15 protein-coding genes and 1 pseudogene are annotated in these 19549 nt (G+C 69.7%); 5 read left to right on the top strand and 11 right to left on the bottom strand.

Annotated features, from left to right (window positions below; translation table 11 throughout):
- Positions 1–29: 29 nt before the first annotated feature.
- On the bottom strand, positions 30–1340 hold the full coding sequence (locus tag J7E89_RS12855) for a DUF4192 domain-containing protein (protein ID WP_214972903.1): 1311 nt from the start codon (positions 1338–1340) through the stop codon (positions 30–32).
- A gap of 111 nt (positions 1341–1451) precedes the next feature.
- On the opposite strand from J7E89_RS12855, the gene J7E89_RS12850 reads away from it, so the two are divergent.
- Together J7E89_RS12850 and J7E89_RS12845 are read left to right on the top strand one after the other, a co-directional pair.
- Complete coding sequence (locus J7E89_RS12850; RefSeq protein ID WP_214972901.1) at positions 1452–3614, top strand: RecQ family ATP-dependent DNA helicase; 2163 nt, start codon at positions 1452–1454, stop codon at positions 3612–3614.
- Positions 3615–3896: 282 nt separating this feature from the next.
- Positions 3897–4526 carry a hypothetical protein gene (locus J7E89_RS12845; RefSeq protein WP_214972899.1) on the top strand — a complete coding sequence of 210 codons (630 nt, stop codon included), beginning with the start codon at positions 3897–3899 and terminating at the stop codon, positions 4524–4526.
- Between the two features lie 103 nt (positions 4527–4629).
- Here J7E89_RS12845 and J7E89_RS12840 read toward each other — a convergent pair whose 3' ends face one another.
- From J7E89_RS12840 to J7E89_RS12830, 3 genes are all read right to left on the bottom strand, one after another.
- Positions 4630–5268, bottom strand: coding sequence for a hypothetical protein (locus J7E89_RS12840; RefSeq protein WP_214972897.1), 639 nt, complete (start codon positions 5266–5268; stop codon positions 4630–4632).
- Positions 5269–5328: 60 nt separating this feature from the next.
- Positions 5329–6039: a ribonuclease HII gene (locus tag J7E89_RS12835; protein WP_214972895.1), complete on the bottom strand. Its 711-nt coding sequence runs from the start codon at positions 6037–6039 to the stop codon at positions 5329–5331.
- A gap of 61 nt (positions 6040–6100) precedes the next feature.
- Positions 6101–6730, bottom strand: a complete 630-nt coding sequence (locus J7E89_RS12830; RefSeq protein ID WP_214972893.1) for a TetR/AcrR family transcriptional regulator — start codon at positions 6728–6730, stop codon at positions 6101–6103.
- A gap of 121 nt (positions 6731–6851) precedes the next feature.
- Here J7E89_RS12830 and J7E89_RS12825 point away from each other — a divergent pair.
- Positions 6852–8403, top strand: a pseudogene (locus J7E89_RS12825) (MFS transporter).
- A gap of 86 nt (positions 8404–8489) precedes the next feature.
- On the opposite strand, the gene J7E89_RS12820 reads toward J7E89_RS12825, so the two are convergent.
- The 5 genes from J7E89_RS12820 to J7E89_RS12800 form a co-directional block, all read right to left on the bottom strand.
- The gene (locus J7E89_RS12820; protein ID WP_214972891.1) at positions 8490–10217 is read right to left on the bottom strand and encodes a DUF4153 domain-containing protein; all 1728 of its coding nucleotides are present in this window, start codon (positions 10215–10217) and stop codon (positions 8490–8492) included.
- Positions 10218–10533: 316 nt separating this feature from the next.
- Entirely contained in the window at positions 10534–11448 is a 915-nt protein-coding gene (locus tag J7E89_RS12815; RefSeq protein ID WP_214972889.1) for an ADP-ribosylglycohydrolase family protein, read from the bottom strand.
- Positions 11445–12119 carry a histidine phosphatase family protein gene (locus J7E89_RS12810; protein ID WP_214972888.1) on the bottom strand — a complete coding sequence of 225 codons (675 nt, stop codon included), beginning with the start codon at positions 12117–12119 and terminating at the stop codon, positions 11445–11447. Before J7E89_RS12810 ends, J7E89_RS12815 begins: the two co-directional genes overlap by 4 nt.
- A 164-nt stretch (positions 12120–12283) precedes the next feature.
- Positions 12284–12889 (bottom strand): YdbC family protein, encoded by a 606-nt coding sequence (locus tag J7E89_RS12805; protein ID WP_214972887.1) that lies wholly within the window; start codon positions 12887–12889, stop codon positions 12284–12286.
- A 68-nt stretch (positions 12890–12957) separates the two neighbouring features.
- Positions 12958–13779 carry an arylamine N-acetyltransferase gene (locus J7E89_RS12800; RefSeq protein ID WP_214972886.1) on the bottom strand — a complete coding sequence of 274 codons (822 nt, stop codon included), beginning with the start codon at positions 13777–13779 and terminating at the stop codon, positions 12958–12960.
- Positions 13780–14020: 241 nt separating this feature from the next.
- Between J7E89_RS12800 and J7E89_RS12795 the strand changes: the two genes are divergently transcribed.
- Entirely contained in the window at positions 14021–14551 is a 531-nt protein-coding gene (locus J7E89_RS12795; RefSeq protein ID WP_214972885.1) for a TerD family protein, read from the top strand.
- A gap of 226 nt (positions 14552–14777) precedes the next feature.
- Here J7E89_RS12795 and J7E89_RS12790 read toward each other — a convergent pair whose 3' ends face one another.
- Positions 14778–17669: a vitamin B12-dependent ribonucleotide reductase gene (locus tag J7E89_RS12790; protein WP_214972878.1), complete on the bottom strand. Its 2892-nt coding sequence runs from the start codon at positions 17667–17669 to the stop codon at positions 14778–14780.
- 124 nt (positions 17670–17793) lie between these two features.
- Positions 17794–18312 (bottom strand): transcriptional regulator NrdR, encoded by a 519-nt coding sequence (nrdR, locus tag J7E89_RS12785; protein ID WP_028814185.1) that lies wholly within the window; start codon positions 18310–18312, stop codon positions 17794–17796.
- A gap of 425 nt (positions 18313–18737) precedes the next feature.
- On the opposite strand from nrdR, the gene lexA reads away from it, so the two are divergent.
- Positions 18738–19523, top strand: coding sequence for a transcriptional repressor LexA (gene lexA / locus J7E89_RS12780; RefSeq protein WP_214972876.1), 786 nt, complete (start codon positions 18738–18740; stop codon positions 19521–19523).
- Positions 19524–19549 lie beyond the last annotated feature (26 nt).

The raw sequence follows: 19549 nt of genomic DNA, 5'->3' as shown, positions 1-19549 counted from the left end.
CGTCCGAATCGGCGCCCTGGTCACGGCCGTCATCGCCCGCTCCTCCCCCGCTGTCCGTCGCGTCGGCGCGTGCGGCCTCGCGCGGCGTCCGGTGCGGGCCGCACCTTGGCGCTCTTGGCGCCCTGTTTGGCGGCTGCCTGCGGCCGTACGGAGCGCGTGGCGGGCCGGGTGCGTACGGCACGTGGGTGGGGCCGCTTGCGCTCCGAGCGTTCCTGGCGTTCCTGGCGGAGGCAGTGCCGCAGCGATTCGGGATCGATGCCCTCGTTGCACGCCTGGTGCAGGAGCTGCGCGAAGGTGTACTCGGGGTCGGACCGCAGGGCGCGGCTGAGCGCGACCCTCGCCCCCGGCTCGTCCCCGGTCGACCAGGCGACCCACCCGGCGAGCGTGAGCGGGGCGGCGGCATGGGTTTCGTACGCTCCGGCGCACCGACGGGCGAGCGCCCGCCACAGCCGCAGTGCGGGTTCGGCGTCGGGGCCTTCCATCCACTCCGCGGCCCGGTCCCTGGTCTCCCGGTCCTGAAGTCCGAAGATGACGGCGGCGGCCTCGTCGTGGGCGATGAGTGCGTCGTCTCCGGCGTCCGCGTCGGGCCAGCTTGCCGAGCCCGGCCTGTTCTCACCGAGGCGCTTCATCAGCCGGCGCGCCAGAGCGAGCGTCTGCGCCCCGACCTGCTCACGCTCGGCGCCCGCGAGGATCCGGGGCACCAGCGCCAGTCCCGCCGCGTCGAGTGCCCGTACCTGCTCCTGGTCGGCCGGCCGCTGCGGGGGCGGCGCCAGCCTGGCCTCCATCTCCCGCAGGGTGCCGCGCACTTGGATACCGGCGTAGGCGGCGGCCGCGGCCATCACCGAGGTGCCGGGCAGAGCCAGTACGTTGCCCTCGGCTGGGCAGCAGCGCTCGTCGGGGCAGCAGTACGACCAGTACCTCCCTTCGGAAATGCACAATGCTTCGAACACGGGGACGTCGAGCGCGCCGCACGCGGTGCGCAGCCGTTGCGCGAAGGGACGCAGCCGCTCCATCACCTGCTTGCCCGACTCTCCTTCGGCCGGGTCCTGGCAGAGGAAGACGACGATGCCTTCGGGGCGTCCTCCGCGGCGCTCACTGCCGGTCACCAGGCAGTCGGCGAGCTGGTCGGAGACGAACGGCCATTCCCTCGGCGAGCGCGGGATACCCAGCCTGAGCCGCCCGCCGAACCGGCCGCGGCGGCCGTGCAGCGCGACCATCACCACGCTGTCGGTCGGATGGAAGCCCATGAGGTACGGGAGGGCGTCGGCGAGTTCGGCGGGGCCGCGCAGGGTGATCTGGTCGCCGGCGGAGGGGCCTGTGGGTTCGTGGTGCTTGTTCATGGCTCGACGGTCCCGCAGACACCGCCGACTCCGCCAACCCTGTGGATAACTTTATCCACAGGCTGGAGGCCGCATTCGCACAATGTCCGAGTCATCAGGTTGCATGGGGTCATGACCAACGCAGACCTCAGGTCCTCAGCCGATTCCGTACTCGCCCGCCTCGTCGGCGACGCCACGGGCACCGCCCGGCTGCGCGAGGACCAATGGCTGGCGATCGAGGCTCTCGTCGCCGACAAGCGCAGGGCGCTGGTCGTGCAGCGGACCGGCTGGGGCAAGTCCGCGGTGTACTTCGTGGCCACCGCCCTGCTGCGCGAGCGCGGCGCCGGCCCCACCGTGATCGTCTCACCGCTCCTCGCGCTCATGCGCAACCAGGTCGAAGCCGCGGCCCGCGCCGGCATCCACGCCCGGACGATCAACTCGTCCAATACGGAGGAGTGGGACACGGTCCAGGCCGAGGTCGCCGCGGGCGAGGTGGATGTGCTGCTGGTCAGCCCCGAGCGGCTCAACAATCCCGATTTCCGTGACGAGGTGCTGCCCAAGCTGTCCGCCGCCACCGGCCTGCTGGTGGTCGACGAGGCCCACTGCATCTCGGACTGGGGGCACGATTTCCGGCCCGACTACCGGCGGCTGCGCACCATGCTCGCCGACCTGCCGCCCGACGTGCCGGTCCTCGCCACCACGGCCACGGCCAACGCGCGGGTCACCGCCGATGTCGCGGAGCAGCTGGGCACCGGCGGTGGCTCCGACGCCCTGGTGCTGCGGGGGCCGCTCAACCGGGAGAGTCTCAGCCTCAGCGTGCTGCGCCTGCCCGACGCCGCGCACCGGCTGGCCTGGCTCGCGGACCACCTCAAGGAGCTCCCCGGCTCCGGGATCATCTACACCCTGACCGTGGCCGCCGCCGAGGAGATCACCGCCTTCCTCCGCCAGCGCGGACACACCGTCGCCTCGTACACCGGGAAGACGGAGAACGCCGAGCGGCAGCAGGCCGAAGAGGATCTGCTCGCCAACCGGGTCAAGGCTCTGGTCGCCACCTCCGCACTCGGCATGGGCTTCGACAAACCGGACCTGGGCTTCGTCGTCCACCTCGGCTCGCCCTCCTCCCCGATCGCCTATTACCAGCAGGTGGGGCGCGCGGGCCGCGCCGTGGACCACGCGGAGGTCCTGCTGCTGCCGGGCAAGGAGGACGAAGCGATCTGGCAGTACTTCGCCTCGGTCGCGTTCCCGCCCGAAGAGCTGGTGCGGCGCACCCTCGATGTGCTCGCTCGCGCGCAGAAGCCGCTGTCGCTGCCCGCCCTGGAACCGCTGGTGGAGCTGCGCCGCTCCCGCCTGGAGATGATGCTCAAGGTCCTCGACGTGGACGGCGCGGTCCGGCGGGTGAAGGGCGGCTGGACCGCCACGGGCCGGCCCTGGACGTACGACGCCGAACGGTACGCCTGGGTGGCCCGGCAGCGGGCGGCCGAGCAGCAGGCCATGCGTGACTACGCCACGACGACCGGCTGCCGGATGGAGTTCCTGCAACGCCAGCTGGACGACGAAGGCGCGTCGCCCTGCGGCCGCTGCGACAACTGCGCGCAGCCCCGGTTCACCGCCGATCTGTCTCCGCAGGCGCTGGATACGGCGCGCGGCGAACTGGGCCGCGCGGGCGTCGAAGTGGAACCGCGCCGAATGTGGCCCACCGGACTCGCCGCGGTCGGCATAGACCGCAAGGGCCGTATCCCGGTCGGCGAACAGGCGCTGCCCGGAAGGGCGTTGGGGCGGCTGTCGGACATCGGCTGGGGCAACCGGCTGCGCCCGATGCTGTCGCCGAGTGCTGCCGACGGACCGGTGCCGGAGGCGGTGGCTCAGGCGGTGGTGGGTGTGCTCGCCGACTGGGCGAAGGGCCCGGGTGGTTGGGCATCGGGCGATCCGGACGCCCCCGCCCGCCCCGTCGGGGTGGTCACGCTCGCCTCGCGCACCAGGCCAGAGCTGATCCACACCCTCGGCGCCAGGATCGCCGAAATCGGCCGGATGCCTATGCTCGGCTCGCTCCAGTACACGGCGGCGGCCGAGGTCACTCCCCCGCATCGCAGTAACAGCGCACAGCGGCTGCGCGCACTGGAGGGCGCCTTCACACTGCCGCCTGAGCTGGCTTCGGCACTGGCCGGCGCCGACGGCCCGGTGCTCCTGGTGGACGACTTCATGGAAACGGGCTGGACGTTGGCGGTGGCAGCGCGGCTGCTGCGCCAGGCCGGTGCCCAGGCAGTGCTTCCGCTTGTGCTCGCGGTGCAGGGCTGACGTCCGGGCCACAGGGGACGATGTGTTTCCGCTGGTCCTCGCCGTTCAGACGTGACGGGAGCGTGACGGGAAGCATCGCAGGCGGCCGGACTGGGCAGGGATATCCCCGTCATACCAGCAGAATTCAGTCGGCCGGGCCAATTGCTCGTTGCCGCATACCCCACAGGGCAGCGAGAATTGGACCGCTCCCCGCACGGCCCGCCTGCGGACCGGAAGGGCTGTGCCGCGGTGCGCCCCAACCGACCCTGCCCGCATTGTGGGCGCGTATGCGAAGGGAGGACCGTGACCTTCGGATTCGCTCCGTCCGCCGGCTCGTTGAACCCCACGTCCGCCGACTCCGCCAGCCGTCTGGGGCGCACGCTCGAACCGTCCGAGTGGGCAGCCGCCGGTATACCGCTGCTGCGCAATCCGCGTGAAGTCGTCAGCGGACTGCACGCGCGGCATCATCCGGAGCCCGCCACGGCTGTCGTCGCCGTCCTCGACACCGAGGAACGGCTCACCGCCAGCGCCTCGTTCGCCCGGCGATCCGTCCCGGCCGACGGCTGGGAATTCCGCAACGCCTTGCTCGCGCATCTGCGCCGCGTCATCCCGCACGACCTGCGCCGCCGCACGCCCGTACGGACCGCCGTGCTGCTCTACTGCCGCGACGGCGACGAGCGCTGGACGGAGGAGGACGGGGCGTGGATGTGGGGCCTGCGGGACGCCTGCACGTTGCACGGGCTGCGCTGCGGCGCGTACATCACGCTCACGCACGGCGGTTGGCAGGTGCTGGGTGAGGGACGTGGCGGCCGTCGCCCGAGCACCGGATCAAGCCCTTTTGGCCTGGCGGAAGCCGAGGCCGAGGCCGAGCCTCCCCCGCCACGCACGGGTGGCGGGGCGGCGGACGCGCTGCGGCGGGCGGCTGCCCGCTGAAGCGGTCCGCCGGCCAGCGCGTCCCTCACGTACCGAACTTCCCTCACCTATCGCGCGCGCCTCAGCCGGCGAGAAGAGCGCGGGGCGTACGAAGGCGTACGGCTCAGACGCCCGCGCCGAGCACGGCGTTGACCCGCTGCGGGTCTCCGCACACGATCAGCAGTACGCCCGCACGTGCCTTGGCGAGTTCCAGCGCACGGTTCAGCGCGTCGTCCCCCTCGCCGGCTTCGCCGTTGACCGCGACGACGACCACGGGCCGGGCGGCAGCCCGCTCCGCGACGGCGGCGGCCGCGTAGAAGACGTCGTCACGGGCATCGTGCTGGGCCCAGTAGGCGGCTTCGCCGAAGGACAGCTCGTGGGCGGCCCAGGGGTGCTGCTCACCGGTGGTGAGCACCAGGATGTCGCCCGGCGCGCGACCCGAGTCGAGCAGTACGTCGACCGCCTCGTCGGCGGCGTCGAGCGCGCCGCCCGTCGGAGCGGGGATCAGCTGGGTCTGCGGCGGCGCGGAACGATTCCCCTGCCGCGGGGACGGGGACCGGCCACCAGGCGTGTGCGACCGCTGCGCCGCGGGCGCGGGCCTGACCGGGCCGGGGCCGGGGACGGGACGTCCGGGACGCGGCGTGGCCACGGTGCGCGGACCAGGTACGGGACGGGGGGTCGACGCGGGTCGGCCGGTGGCCGGAGTGACGCGGGGACCCTGGGCGCTCTCGTGAATCTGAGGCTCCTCGGGGGAGAGAGGCATGAGTGGATTTCTATCAAATGCCACCGCTGAACGCAGCAGCGGGTGGGTACATGCGTGCGATCAGAAATCGAAGCCGAGTTGGCCCCCGTTTTCCAGAGCTGCGGCCTCCGCCGAGATCCGGGTCTTCTTGAGGTGCGCCCACTGGGGCAGCGCGTCGAGATAGATCCACGAAAGCCGGTGGTACGGGGAGGGCCCCCGCTCCGCCAGCGCCGCCTTGTGAACGGGCGAGGGATAGCCCGCGTTGGCCGAGAAAGCGTACGCGGCCAACTCCTCGGACTCCTTCTCCAGTTCGGCCATCATCGCGTCCCGCCGCACTTTGGCGATCACCGAGGCGGCCGCGACCGCGATGCAGGACTGGTCGCCCTTGATCACGGTACGGACCTTCCACGGCAGCCCGAGATAGTCGTGCTTCCCGTCGAGGATCACCGCGTCCGGCCGCACCGGCAGCGCCTCCAGGGCGCGTACGGCGGCGAGCCGCAGCGCGGCGGTCATCCCGAGCTCGTCGATCTCCTCGTGCGAGGAGTGTCCGAGGGCGTACGAGGTGACCCACCCCTCCAGGACAGCGGCCAGCTCGCTGCGGCGCTTCGGACTGATCAGTTTGGAGTCGGTGAGCCCGTCGGGCGGACGGCGCAGACCGGTGACGGCCGCGCACACAGTGACGGGTCCGGCCCAAGCGCCGCGCCCGACTTCGTCGACACCAGCGATGATCTTGGCACCGGTGGTGGCGCGCAGTGAGCGCTCGACGGTGTGGGTGGGTGGTTCGTACGGCATGGCGCCTGCCAGGTTACGCCGCCGAGGGCCGCCGACGACACCCCGGGCCCACCCCCTGCGTTCAGCCGGCCACCGGACGCAGCAGCGGCACCATGATCCCGTCGATCATTTCGGCGATCTCCTCATCCGTCCATTCGCTTCCGCACACCTTTGAGCGGTACATCATCAGGCCCGGGATCACGTCGAAGACCAGCTCGCTGGTGGCGTCGGTGCGGACGTCGCCCCGCTCCATTCCCCGGCGTACGACCTCACGGAAGAGCCGGGTCGAGGGCTCGATCACCTGCTGCACGATCACTCCGTGGAACCGCTCGGCCACCCCGCTGTCGCATTCGTAAAGCACCGAGCGCAGTGCGAAGCCGGGCTTGGAATACATCGCTCCGCGCACCTGCCGACAGAGATGATAAAGATCCTCGCGGATACTGCCCCGGTCCGGCGCCTCGTCGAGATCCGGCAGCCCGGCCCGCAGGGCGTCCGCGACGAGGTCCTCCTTGGACGGCCAGCGGCGGTATACGGCGGCTTTCCCGGTCTGCGCGCCGGCCGCGACGCCCTCCATGGTGAGCGCGTTCCAGCCGACCGTACTCAACTGCTCCAGCGCGGATTCGAGAATCGCCCGCTCCAGCACGAGCCCGCGGCGGCGCAGCGAGACCGGCCGAACCTGGCCGGCAGCGGCGGTCCAGCGCGAAGTAGCCATTCTTTTCTCTCCGTTGGGGACAAGGGCTCTAGTGAACGCTTGCGTTCACTGAGGGGGAATCCCTACCGTTGACATGACAGTGAACGCACCCGTTCACTAATTCACTTGTGGGGGAACCATAGTGACTACCTCTCAGTTAGCTGCACCGCACAATCCGGGCGCAGCCCGTCGGCAGGGGCGTCCGGGGATCGCCCTCACCGTCATCGCGGCTCTTCAACTCATGGTGGTCCTCGACACCACGATTGTGAATATCGCGCTCCCGCACATCCAGACCGCCCTCTCCTTCAGCACGACAGACCTGTCCTGGGTGGTCAACGCCTACACCCTCACCTTCGGCGGCCTGTTGCTGCTCGGCGGACGGGCGGGCGACATTCTCGGCCGCAGGCGGGTTTTCGTCTTCGGCGTCCTGCTCTTCACCTTCGCCTCGCTGCTCTGCGGCATCGCGCAGGAGCCCTGGCAGATCCTCGCCGCGCGGGCACTCCAGGGCGTGGGCGGCGCCATCGCCTCGCCCACGGCGCTCGCGCTGATCACCACGACGTTCCCCGAAGGCCCCGAGCGCAACCGGGCCTTCGGCATCTTCGCGGCCGTCTCGGCCAGTGGCGCGGCGATCGGCCTGCTGGCGGGCGGCATGCTCATGGCTCGACTGGCGCTGGGTGTTCTACGTCAACCTCCCTATCGGCATCCTGATCGCCGTCCTGTCCCCGGTGTTCATCAACGAGTCGGACCGGCATCCGGGCCGCTTCGACCTGACCGGCGCGCTCACCTCGACCGTCGGTATGGCGTCCCTGGTGTACGGATTCATACGCGCCGCCGACGACGGGTGGCGCGACAGCCTGACCCTTGGCTCGTTCGGCGTGGCTGTCGTCCTGCTGATCGCGTTCGTACTCAACGAACGACGGGCACCGGATCCGATCACACCGCTGCGGATGTTCGCCGACCGCAACCGGTCCGGTACGTACGCGATCATGATGAGCCTCGCCGCGGCGATGTTCGGCATGTTCTTCTTCATCGTCCTCTTCGTGCAGAACGTGCTCGGTTACAGCCCCATCTCCGCCGGTCTGGCGTTCCTGCCGGTGACCGTGATGATCGTGGTCGCGGCAGGTCTCTCCTCGAAGCTGCTCCCGGTACTCGGTCCTAAGCCGTTCCTGGTGGCGGGCGCGGTCTTCAGCGGATCGGGCATGGCCTGGCTGACCGCGATCGATCCGGCCAGTTCGTACCTGGGCGGCGTGCTCGGCCCGATGCTGCTCTTCGGTTTCGGCATGGGTCTGGTCTTCGTCACGGCGACACTCACGGCGGTGTCCGGTGTGGCGCAGCACGAGTCGGGGGCGGCCTCCAGTCTGCTCAACGCCACACAGATGGTGGGAGGTTCCCTGGGACTGTCCATTCTTATGACCGTCTTCGGCACCGCCAGCCGCGACGAGGCCGCGCGGCAGCTGCCGTCGTTCCTCAAGGAGGCGACACCGGCGCAGCAGGAAGCTTTCGCCACATCGCACGAACTCCCGGCCCCCTGGCGCCACCACGTCCTCGCCGAAGGTATTTCGACGGCGTTCTGGGCGGGCGTCGGCCTGGTCGCGCTCGCCGTCGTCATCGCGCTGTTCGTCATCCGGGTACGCAAGAGCGACCTGGAGGCACTGAGCGGGGCCGCGGGCGCGGCGGGCCCCGGGGCGGCCTGAGGCGGACACAGCCGGCGCGAGCCGAAACCGGCCAGGGGCGAAGCCGCAGTCCGGCTCCGCCCCTGGCTGTGACCTCGAACGGCCGGTCAGTACTCGTCGTAGAGCCCACGCCCGTCGCCGTACGTGCCGAGCCTCCGGCACTCGGTCTGGTCTACGTCCAAGGGACGCTCTTCAAGGATCTCGCGCGCCCTCGCCACGCCGAGACTCGTCGCGTACCAGGGCTCGTTCCGGTCATCCAGCCGTTCCGCGATGCCCACCAGCGCGCAGGAACGCTGCGGTTCCGGCAGTGTGTCCAATGCCGGTACGGCGTCGGCCGACAGGTCCTGGAAGTAGTGCACGTCGAGCTTCTCGGTTGAGCGGTAGCGCGCCACGTTCTGCTCCGCGACCAGCCCGTCCGGCGACATCAGGCCGAAGGCCAGCACCGCCGCCGCCGCGCTCACCGCGACCGCGCGGGGCAGCCAGCGGGATCCCAGGACCCCGGCCGCCATGATCAGTACGATCACGAGGCCCAGCCAGAGCTCGACCGCCGCCACCGAGACGCGCAGCCGCGTCAGGCCGTACGCGTCGACGTACAGATCCATGCGGCGCAGTGCGGACGCGACGACGACGAGCGTGAGAACGCACAGGGTGCCGAGCACCGAGCGGACCAGGCCGCGGTCGCGCTCCGCGCCGCGCGGGGCCCAGCGCAGGGCGAGGGCGATGACCAGGAGGACCAGCAGGGTGGCCCAGAGCAGCTGCCAGAAGCCCTGCCGCGCGTAGTGGGCGTACGTCAGTCCGGTCTCGCTGAGCACCTTGTCGTAACCGCCGAACAGGACGGCGAGCTGGACCGCGATGAATGCGGCGAAGAGGAGATTGAGCACGACCAGCGGAAGTGCCCATTCCGCTCGGCCGCGGGCCCGCCCCGGACGTATCTCAAGGCGGTCCCAGCGCATCGGCGCGGCGGCGGTACGAGCGGCGGCGAGAGCGCCCAGCAGGCCGAGCGCGAAGAGGAATGTCCGCCAGGGGCCGTCGGCGACGGAGACCTCGGGCGTGAGGCCGCCGAGCAGATCGGCGAAGGCGGCGTCCGCGGAGGCGAAGAGCGCGCCGAAGACGACCAGCAGTACGACGGCGACAAGGGTCGTACGCACCATGGGCGCCCAGCGGCCCCGGGACACCTCCGCCCGCTCGCGCAGACCGCGAAAGGCCCACGCTGTACCGGAGCCGATGGAACCGAGGATGCCCAGGGAGCCGACGAAGACGCCTGCCCACGTGCGGTTGCCGTGCAGCGCGAGCGAGCCGAGCGCCAGCGCGGAGACGCCGGCGAGAAACGTCGGCCAGCCCGCGTCGCGCAGCGCCGGAATGGCCAGCAGGGCCAGGCCGCCGACTGCCCAGACGAGCGTCCAGGGGCGGAGGCGGCGGCCTGCCGCCTGAGCGGCAAAGTACGCGGCAAGCGAGGCCGGGACCGCTACGACCAGCAGGTTCAGGCCCAGCCCCTCGCCGAGCAGCAGGGCGCTCAGGAGGGCGGTGGCCAGGGCCGCCACGAAAGTGGCGGGACGGATCTTGGCCGGCGGTTCGGGCCGTACGTCGGTCAGCCACTTCGGCGGGCCGGCAGGCGGCCGCCGGCCGGGCGGTGGCGGCGGCCAGGGCTGGTGGCGCTGAGGCTGCGTCGCCCTGCTGTGCTGCTCCCGGTACGACAGCGTCGCCGGGGACTGCTGCTGGCCACTGTTGCCGGTACCCGCTTCTGCGGGCGGCGCGGATGACGCGGACGGTGTGACTGGCGTGGACGGTGTGGCTGACGCGGACGGTGTTGCTGGTGTAGACGGCGTATCGGACACGGGACCCCCTCCCGACCGGGCGGGTGGACGGCAGGGTGCCGTGGCCGGAGCCCGGTGTCTCGTCGGCGCGCGCCCGACATGATCAACAGGGCGGCGTGGCCCGTCAGACTAGCCCTGGCGCACACGCCCGGCGCCGCCAGAAGCGGGCTGTGGCAGGACCGTGACAGTCCCGGAACCGCCGAGTCCGGCGATCGGCCGACGCCACGAGCGCGGCCGGCACCGGGAGGCGGCCCGCGCAACGCAGCCACCAGTCCCCGTAACCCAGCAGCCAAACCCGTAACCCGGCAGCCAACGCCCGGCACCGGCTGGCGTCAGATCACCTGAGCGGCACCTGAGCCGGAGTCCATCCAGGCAGCTCTTCCGTCCGCTCCAGCCAGGCCGCCGGCGGCGCACCGGCCTTCCCCGCCGCGACGACTCCACCGAAGATGGCGCAGGTCGTGTCCACGTCGCCGCCCACCTGCGCGGTGACCCAGAAGCCCTGCTCGAAGTCGCCGAGCGCCCGCGCGGCCGACCAGAGGGCGAACGGCACGGTGTCGTGCGCACTCGTACGCCGTCCACAGCCCAGCACCGCGGCCACTGTCCCGGCGTCGCCGTAGTCCAGCATGTCGCGGGCGCGGCGGAGCCCGGCGCCCACGGCGCTGCGCGGCACCAGCGCGATCACGCCGTCCAGCAGCGCGGTCGGCGTCGGCGACCCGGCCGGATCGGCGGCGAGCGCGGCGGCGGCCGCGACGGCCATGGCGCCGACCACGGCCTCACGGTGCTGATGCGTGACGTACGCCGAGATCTCGGCCTGGTGGGTGGCCTGCTCGGGGTCGTCCGCGTACCAGGCGCCGAGCGGCGCGATGCGCATCGCCGCGCCGTTGCCCCAGGAGCCCTGGCCGTTGAAGAGCGCGGCGGCGAGCTCTCGCCAGTCGCCGCCCTCCCTGATCAGCCGGAGCATCCGGTTGACGGCGGGGCCGTAACCACGGTCGAAGTCGTGGTGCACGGAGAAGGAACGGGCGAGCGCGTCCTGGTCGATACGGCCGTGCTCGGCGAGCACTGCCAGGACCGAGCAGGCCATCTCGGTGTCGTCGGTCCACTGCCAGGGAGCGGGCGGCAGCTCGCGCCTTTTGAGCAGCGGATAGTTCACGGGCACAAAGAACTGGGAGCCCAGGGCGTCTCCCAGGGACAGCCCACGCAGGCTGGCCAGGGCGCGTTCGAAGCGCCGGACGGTGGAGGAGTCAGCGGTCATCGCTCCGCCACTCTATCCGGACAGCCGTACGGCCCGGGAGTCCGTCGGCGTTCGAACGGCAGGTCAAGGGTGTAGCGCCCGTCTTTCCCCAGCAGCAGCGACCGCGTTTCACCGTTGCCCGGATTGCAGAGCGACTCGAAATCCGCCACCGTCCAGTGAAACCAGCGCATGCAGAACAGCCGCATGGTCAGACCGTGAGTGACGAGCAGTACGTTCGGCGGGTGGTCGGGCGCCTCGAAGCTCCGGTACAGGCTCTCCAGGAAGGCCCCGACCCGGTCGTACACATCGGCCCCGGACTCGCCCTGCGCGAAGCGATAGAAAAAGTGCCCGTACGCGTCCCGGTACGCCTTCTGCAGCCGTACGTCGTCCCTGTCCTGCCAGTTTCCCCAGTCCTGCTCGCGCAGCCGTGGCTCCTCCCGCACCCGTACCCGCTCCGGATCGAGCCCGAACGCCTCGAATGTCTCGTGCGTGCGGCGGTACGGCGAGACGTAGGCGCTGACCCGCTCGTCGCCGAAGAGCTCGCGCAGCCGCGCGCCTGTTTCCCGGGCCTGCCGCAGACCGGCTTCGGTGAGCCTGAGCGCGTGGTCGGGCTCACGTTCGTACACCGAGTCGTTGACATTGCCCTCCGACTCCCCGTGCCGAACGAGGACGATGCGCCGCGGTCGTGCCATGCCGAAACCCTAGAACGTGAGATCGGATGCGGCTCAGCCGGGCGGCCGCCCAGCCTCCATCCAGCGTATCCGGCCGGCGAAACGCCGGCGCAGCGAGCGGCCGCCCGGCCGCGTACGCCGCCGCAGCCGGGACCCGTGCGTACAGGACCGCGCGTACGGCCGGATCACACCGTCCAGGAGGGGTCCAGCTGAACGACCGCGCCCGCCAGTTCCGCCACATCGGCATCGGTCTGCGCGCGCAGCGACAGACGCTCCACCCGCTCGGCGCGGTACTTGCCGTGCTCGGCGGCGGAATGCCACATCGACAGCACCAGGAACTCATTGCCGGGCGCCTCACCGAACAGGCCCCGCAGCATCCCCGGCGACCCGGCCATCGCCGGATTCCAGACCTTCTCCTGCATCAGCGAGAAATGCTCGACCCGGCCCTCATGCACCTTGCAGTGCGCGACACGCACCACATCGGCGTCGGTGAACCGCGGTTCGAAGCCTGTCTTGACGTCGAACCGGTAGTCGAAGAGCCCGACTTGGATGTTCTTGTACGTACCCGACTGGCCGGCCGCGAGCCGGTCGTGCGAGCGCGCCATGAACGAGTCGTAGAAGGCGCGGCTCTCCCAGAAGGAGAAGATGTGCGCCACCCCCGGCCGCTCGCGGCTCCAGCCGCCGCCCTGCCCCCGGAAACCCGGTTCCCCCAGCAGCCCCGCCCACTTCCGCTGCCCCCGCTCGAAACCCCGACGGTCGATCACTGTGCAGCGAATCCACTTGACCAGCACCGCGCCATCGTACGGCCACGAACGTGCACCCGGTTACGCTCGGGCGCGCTTCACCCCAACGATGCGGCTCAGAGCGATTCCCCTGTCAGGGCGCCCAGTTGTGCAACATCATCGGCGCCCGGTTCAATGCCGAACAGCTCTGCCAGCACAAGCCCGAGATGCTCCGTGGCCACTCGCCGCCGGCTGGTCGAACCGTCCGTGCGCACGGTCGTCAGCTCGTCCCGTACGAGCGCGTGCCGCTCCCCCGGTCCGGTGCGCTGCACGACGACCTGCTCGACGAACTTCGACAGCGGATGGGACGAGCTGTAGTGGTTCATGACAGTGAAGTCGGACGGAAAGAGTGTCTGCGGCGCGAAAGCGTAGAGATCCACCCAGCCTTCCGGCCGGAGTGACCGCAGTACGTGCACCCCCTCGTCCTCGACGCATATCCCGAACGTCCAGCCGCCCTGCTCGACGACAGCGCCGTCCCGCAGCGGCACGGGTTCCAGGGGGCCCTGATCACCGAACCCCGTGTCCGCCAGCCACTGTTCGCCGTCCACTTCCACGACCAGCATGGCGTGCGTGACCGGAGGCAGCGCCGCGCCTCGCGTGCGGTTCCTGGCCCCGCGCCCCGCCACCCGAAAGCCCAGGCGTTCCAGCACGGCGGCGAACAGCGAGTTCTGTTCGTAGCAGTAGCCCCCGCGCGGCGGCCCGGCCAGCTTCGCCTGGACGCTCTTGGGATCCAGCCGCACCGGCCGGCCGAGCGCGACGTCCAGATTCTCGAACGGAATCGACGCCACATGCGCCCGGTGCAGCGCCCGCAGTGTGCCGATGGTCGGCGACACATCCCCCTCGTACCCAATGCGTACCAAGTACGCGTCGAGATCGACCTCTTCGCCGCTCCACGTCATGATGCCGCGCCCCCGCCCCGTCAGGAATTCAGCGGCCCCGATGGACCCCTGCCCCTCACAATGATCAGCGTGACCGCGCCGCACATCAATCGCCTTTCACCGGCGTGCACAGGGGAACAGGGGCGAACAGGGCTGAGTGACACCCGAGTTGTCAGTGGTCGGGGCTAGCCTGGGTCCAGGTGCAGATTCGCACAGCTCGCGCCGGCGACAGCCGGCCGGGTTCCAAGGGAGGGGAAGACCGGTGGGCAGTCTCAACAAAGGGGTGGGCAAGGTCGAAGTGACGCTCAGGTGGGACCCCAGCCCCCTGGGCAAACCGGCCCATGACCTCGACATCATCGCCGCGACGTACGCCGCCGACGCCCCGTACGGCAGCCCGGCGTACGTCGTGCACTTCGACAGCCGCTCGCCGGACGGCACCATCACCCTCAACAGGGACAGCCGAGACGGCCAGGGCTTCGGCTTCGACGAGGTCATGACCCTGGAGCTCAACCGGCTGGCACCCGCGTACGCCCGGGTGGTGGTGGGTGTAGCCATCCAGCAGCGCGATGGAAGGACAACGTTCGGCGAAATAGTGAATACGGGCTTCCGTATCCGTGAGGGCTACACCGTGCTCGCGGAGAACGACTTCGCCGGCGTATCCGCCTCGACCGCCGCCACCATCGCGGAGTTCACGCGAGACGGCTCGGGAGGCTGGCAATTCCGCGCCGTGGTCCGGGGATTCGACACCGACCCGAATTCCTTCGCCGGATCGATGGGAAGCAACCTGACCTGACCGCCGTGCCCGCCCCGGAACGCCGAGGGCAGCGAGCACGCCGGCGTCGGACACCTGCAGCGGGACCCAGGTCACCTCGCTGAATCCGGCTATGCGGGCATTGTTTCGGCCCGTGTACGGGCACGACGAAGGGGACCGGCCTTCGGCCGGTCCCCTTCGTGAGCTGCTGGTCAGCTACCTGTGCGGGCTACGTCGGATGTCGCGTCCAACGCAGTTCCGCCCGGTATCAGCTGCAACCGCTGGTCGAGCCGCAGCCCTCGCAGATGTAGCAGCTGCCCGCACGCTGCATCTTCGTACCGCAGGAGAAGCACAGCGGCGCATCCGCGCTGATGCCCAGCTGCATCTCGACGAGCTCCGCCGAGGTGTGCACCTGCTTCTGCTCCGGCACGGATTCCACCTTGGGGGCGGGGACCGGCTTCAGCGTCTCCATCTGGCGCGGAGCGGACTGGGCCAGGCCCTCGACGTCGACGTCGTCGTCATCCATCGACGGCTCGTACGAACCGGTCTCCAGGTGACGCTGACGCTCCTCGGCGGAGTGGATACCCAGCGCCGAACGGGTCTCGAAGGGCAGGAAGTCCAGCGCCAGGCGGCGGAAGATGTAGTCGACGATCGACTGCGCCATCCGCACGTCCGGGTCGTCCGTCATGCCGGCCGGCTCGAAGCGCATGTTCGTGAACTTCGAAACGTACGTCTCCAGCGGAACGCCGTACTGCAGACCGACCGAAACGGCGATCGAGAAGGCGTCCATCATGCCCGCGAGGGTCGAGCCCTGCTTGGACATCTTCAGGAAGACCTCACCGAGACCGTCGTCCGGGTAGGAATTGGCGGTCATGTACCCCTCGGCCCCACCCACCGTGAAGGAGGTGGTGATCCCCGGGCGGCCCTTGGGAAGGCGCTTGCGCACCGGGCGGTACTCGACGACCTTCTCGACCGCGGCGCGGATCGTTTCCTCGGTCTTCGCCGTGACCTGGGCCTTGACGTCCTTCTTCTTGGCAGAGAGAGGCTGGCCGACCTTGCAGTTGTCGCGGTAGATCGCGAGCGCCTTGACGCCCATCTTCCACGCCTCGAAGTAGACCTCTTCGACGTCCTCGACGGTGGCCGTCTCCGGCAGGTTCACCGTCTTGGACAGCGCGCCGGAGATCCACGGCTGGATGGCCGCCATCATGCGGACGTGGCCCATCGCGGAGATGGAACGCTCGCCCATCGCGCAGTCGAAGACCTCGTAGTGCTCCTGCTTCAGACCGGGGGCGTCGATCACATTGCCGTGGTCGGCGATGTGGGCGACGATCGCCTCGATCTGCTCCTCCTGGTAGCCCATACGACGCAGCGCCTGCGGCACCGTGCCATTGACGATCTGCATCGAGCCGCCGCCGACGAGCTTCTTGAACTTGACCAGCGCGAGGTCGGGCTCAAGGCCGGTCGTGTCGCAGGACATCGCGAGACCGATGGTGCCGGTGGGCGCGATGACCGAGGCCTGCGCGTTGCGGAAGCCGTTCTTCTCGCCGAGGCGGAGCACGTCCTGCCAGGACTCCGTGGCAGCCGCCCAGATCGGCGAATCCAGGTCGTCCACGCGCGGGGCGGTGGCGTTGGCGTCGGAGTGCTGCTTCATGACGCGCTTGTGCGGCTCGGCGTTGCGGGCGTAGCCGTCGTACGGACCGACGACCGCGGCCAGCTCGGCCGAGTGCTTGTACGACGTACCCGTCATCAGCGAGGTGATGGCGCCGGCCAGCGAGCGGCCGCCCTCGCTGTCGTACGCGTGACCGGTCGCCATGAGCAGGGCGCCGAGGTTGGCGTAACCGATGCCCAGCTGGCGGAAGGCGCGGGTGTTCTCACCGATCTTCTGCGTCGGGAAGTCCGCGAAGCAGATGGAGATGTCCATCGCGGTGATGACCAGCTCGACGACCTTGGCGAAGCGCTCGGACTCGAACGACTGGTTGCCCTTGCCGTCGTCCTTGAGGAACTTCATCAGGTTCAGCGAGGCCAGGTTGCACGAGGTGTTGTCCAGGTGCATGTACTCGCTGCACGGGTTCGACGCGGTGATCCGGCCGGACTCGGGGCAGGTGTGCCAGTTGTTGATGGTGTCGTCGTACTGAATGCCGGGGTCGGCGCAGGCCCAGGCGGCCTCGGCCATCTTGCGGAAGAGCGACTTGGCGTCGACCTCCTCGATGACCTCACCCGTCATACGGGCGCGTAGGCCGAACTTGCCGCCGGTTTCGACCGCCTTCATGAACTCGTCGTTCACGCGGACCGAGTTGTTGGCGTTCTGGTACTGGACGGAAGCGATGTCGTCGCCGCCCAGGTCCATGTCGAAGCCCGCGTCACGCAGCGCGCGGATCTTCTCCTCTTCCTTGACCTTGGTCTCGATGAAGTCCTCGATGTCGGGGTGATCGACGTCGAGAACGACCATCTTGGCCGCGCGGCGCGTGGCGCCGCCCGACTTGATCGTTCCTGCGGAGGCGTCGGCGCCGCGCATGAAGGAGACCGGACCGGAGGCGTTGCCGCCGGAGGAGAGGAGCTCCTTGGAGGAGCGGATACGGGAGAGGTTCAGGCCGGCGCCGGAGCCGCCCTTGAAGATCATGCCCTCTTCCTTGTACCAGTCGAGGATCGACTCCATGGAGTCGTCGACGGCCAGGATGAAGCAGGCGGAGACCTGCTGAGGCTGGGGCGTGCCGACGTTGAACCAGACCGGCGAGTTGAAGCTGAAGATCTGGTGCAGGAGGGCGTACGCCAGCTCGTGCTCGAAGATCTCGGCGTCAGCGGGAGAGGCGAAGTAGTTGTAGTCCTCGCCGGCCTTCCGGTACGTCTTCACGATCCGGTCGATCAGCTGGCGCAGACCGGTCTCGCGCTGAGGTGTGCCGACGGCCCCCCGGAAGTACTTGCTGGTGACGATGTTGACCGCGTTCACCGACCAGAAGTCGGGGAACTCGACGCCACGCTGCTCGAAATTCACCGAGCCGTCGCGCCAGTTGGTCATGACGACGTCACGACGCTCCCAGACCACCTCGTCGTACGGATGCACGCCGGGCGTGGTGTGGATGCGCTCGATGCGCAGGCCCTTGCCGGTCTTGGATCCCTTGGTACGGGAACCTCGTGCCGGGCCGCTCGCCGTCTCTGTCATGCCGCCTCCCATATACGTACAAAAACGCTCTGACGTGCCCAGTTCTTCCCGGGGCACGCTGTGTGTCTGATGTTCCGGACGCCGCAAAAAGCGGCCGGAGCAGGTCTGCTTTTCCGCCGGTCGGTCAGTCGGCGGCAGCGGCGGGCGCAGGGACCTCAGGGGTCACGCCGGGACCGCAGCCACAATCACTTGCGGGCGGCCGCTCTTCGCGGAGCTCCGCGATGGCGGCCTCAAAGTCTTCGAGCGAATCGAACGCCCGGTACACGGATGCGAAGCGCAGGTACGCGACAAGATCGAGTTCCCGCAACGGGCCGAGTATGGCCAGCCCCACGTCGTGGGTGGTCAGCTCGGCGCTTCCGGTGGAGCGCAGCGCCTCTTCGACCCGCTGGCCGAGCTTGGCGAGGGCGTCCTCGGTGACCGGTCGCCCCTGGCATGCCTTGCGCACGCCGGAGATGACCTTGGTACGGCTGAAGGGCTCGGTGACTCCGCTGCGCTTGATCACCATCAGTGAGGCGGTCTCCACCGTGGTGAAACGGCGGGAGCAGTCGGGGCACTGACGGCGCCTGCGGATCGACGTTCCGTCGTCGGTGGTGCGACTGTCGACGACGCGACTGTCGGGGTGCCTGCAGAAGGGGCAGTGCATGGATCCCAACCCTCCCTCACAGCACGACTGAATAGCCTCGGCCGACCCCACCTGGGGCCCTCCGAAGCAGCCCCAAGCATAGGGGATCGTGGGGCTCCTGATGGCACTGGGGACCCACATGTGGGTGGCCGCGGCCATGTGACCACTAGATCTTGGGTCTGGGCGCTTTTAACTCTCCGCGCGTGTCGCGGCGCCGGCCGTGCGGCGACACGCTGACGACACCCCCGCCACCCCTCGGCTCAGCCGCGAAGGTTACCGTAATGGCCCGAATTGCCATTCGGCTCAAAACGGCCCCTCATACACCTCACTGCGCGTTCGAGAAAGGCATTCTGCGGTTTTTCACTCGAACGTGTGTTTGGCGCAACCTTTCGAAAGCAACTACCGTTGTCCAGCCAGGGAGAGAGACAATCTCGAGAGGGGCCGACGTGACCACCACCGCTGACAGTGCAACTATCACTGCCCAGGACCGATCCCAGAGCCGACTCGAGCCGGTGCATGCCATGAATGAAGCAGCCACAAATCCTGAGGGCCCCAAGCCCTCGCGTTCGCTGCCCGGCCGACCTCCAGGAATCCGGGCGGACAGTTCCGGCCTCACTGATCGGCAGCGACGAGTCATCGAGGTCATCAGGGACTCGGTGCAACGGCGAGGATACCCGCCGTCCATGCGCGAGATCGGTCAGGCGGTGGGCCTCTCCAGCACCTCTTCCGTGGCCCATCAGCTGATGGCCCTCGAGCGCAAGGGCTTCCTGCGCCGTGACCCGCACCGTCCCCGGGCGTACGAGGTGCGGGGCTCGGACCAGCCGAGCAGCCAGCCCACCGACACGGCCGGCAAGCCTGCCGCGTCGTACGTCCCGCTCGTCGGCCGGATCGCGGCCGGCGGACCCATCCTCGCCGAGGAGTCGGTCGAGGACGTCTTTCCGCTCCCCCGGCAGCTCGTGGGCGATGGCGAGCTCTTCGTCCTCAAGGTCGTCGGTGACTCGATGATCGAGGCGGCGATCTGTGACGGCGACTGGGTGACGGTACGCCGCCAGCCGGTCGCCGAGAACGGCGACATCGTGGCCGCGATGCTCGACGGTGAGGCCACGGTGAAGCGGTTCAAGCGCGAGGACGGCCACGTATGGCTGCTCCCGCACAACGCCGCCTACCAGCCGATCCCCGGCGACGAGGCGACGATCCTCGGCAAGGTCGTGGCGGTGCTGCGGCGGGTGTGACCCCCGTCGGGCCCGCCAGCCAAAGA

It is taken from the genome of Streptomyces sp. ISL-100 (assembly GCF_018614615.1).
In the GTDB taxonomy this organism is placed as follows: Bacteria; Actinomycetota; Actinomycetes; order Streptomycetales; family Streptomycetaceae; genus Streptomyces.
This window is presented reverse-complemented; position numbering and strand designations above follow the sequence as displayed.

Coding starts and splice junctions, on each gene's coding strand:
- nrdR (WP_028814185.1), bottom strand. CDS start 18,312: ATGCACTGCCCCTTCTGCAGGCACCCCGACAGTCGCGTCGTCGACAGT.
- J7E89_RS12840 (WP_214972897.1), bottom strand. CDS start 5,268: ATGCCTCTCTCCCCCGAGGAGCCTCAGATTCACGAGAGCGCCCAGGGT.
- J7E89_RS12790 (WP_214972878.1), bottom strand. CDS start 17,669: ATGACAGAGACGGCGAGCGGCCCGGCACGAGGTTCCCGTACCAAGGGA.
- J7E89_RS12810 (WP_214972888.1), bottom strand. CDS start 12,119: ATGGCACGACCGCGGCGCATCGTCCTCGTTCGGCACGGGGAGTCGGAG.
- J7E89_RS12835 (WP_214972895.1), bottom strand. CDS start 6,039: ATGCCGTACGAACCACCCACCCACACCGTCGAGCGCTCACTGCGCGCC.
- J7E89_RS12815 (WP_214972889.1), bottom strand. CDS start 11,448: ATGACCGCTGACTCCTCCACCGTCCGGCGCTTCGAACGCGCCCTGGCC.
- J7E89_RS12855 (WP_214972903.1), bottom strand. CDS start 1,340: ATGAACAAGCACCACGAACCCACAGGCCCCTCCGCCGGCGACCAGATC.
- J7E89_RS12830 (WP_214972893.1), bottom strand. CDS start 6,730: ATGGCTACTTCGCGCTGGACCGCCGCTGCCGGCCAGGTTCGGCCGGTC.
- J7E89_RS12800 (WP_214972886.1), bottom strand. CDS start 13,779: ATGACGTGGAGCGGCGAAGAGGTCGATCTCGACGCGTACTTGGTACGC.
- J7E89_RS12850 (WP_214972901.1), top strand. CDS start 1,452: ATGACCAACGCAGACCTCAGGTCCTCAGCCGATTCCGTACTCGCCCGC.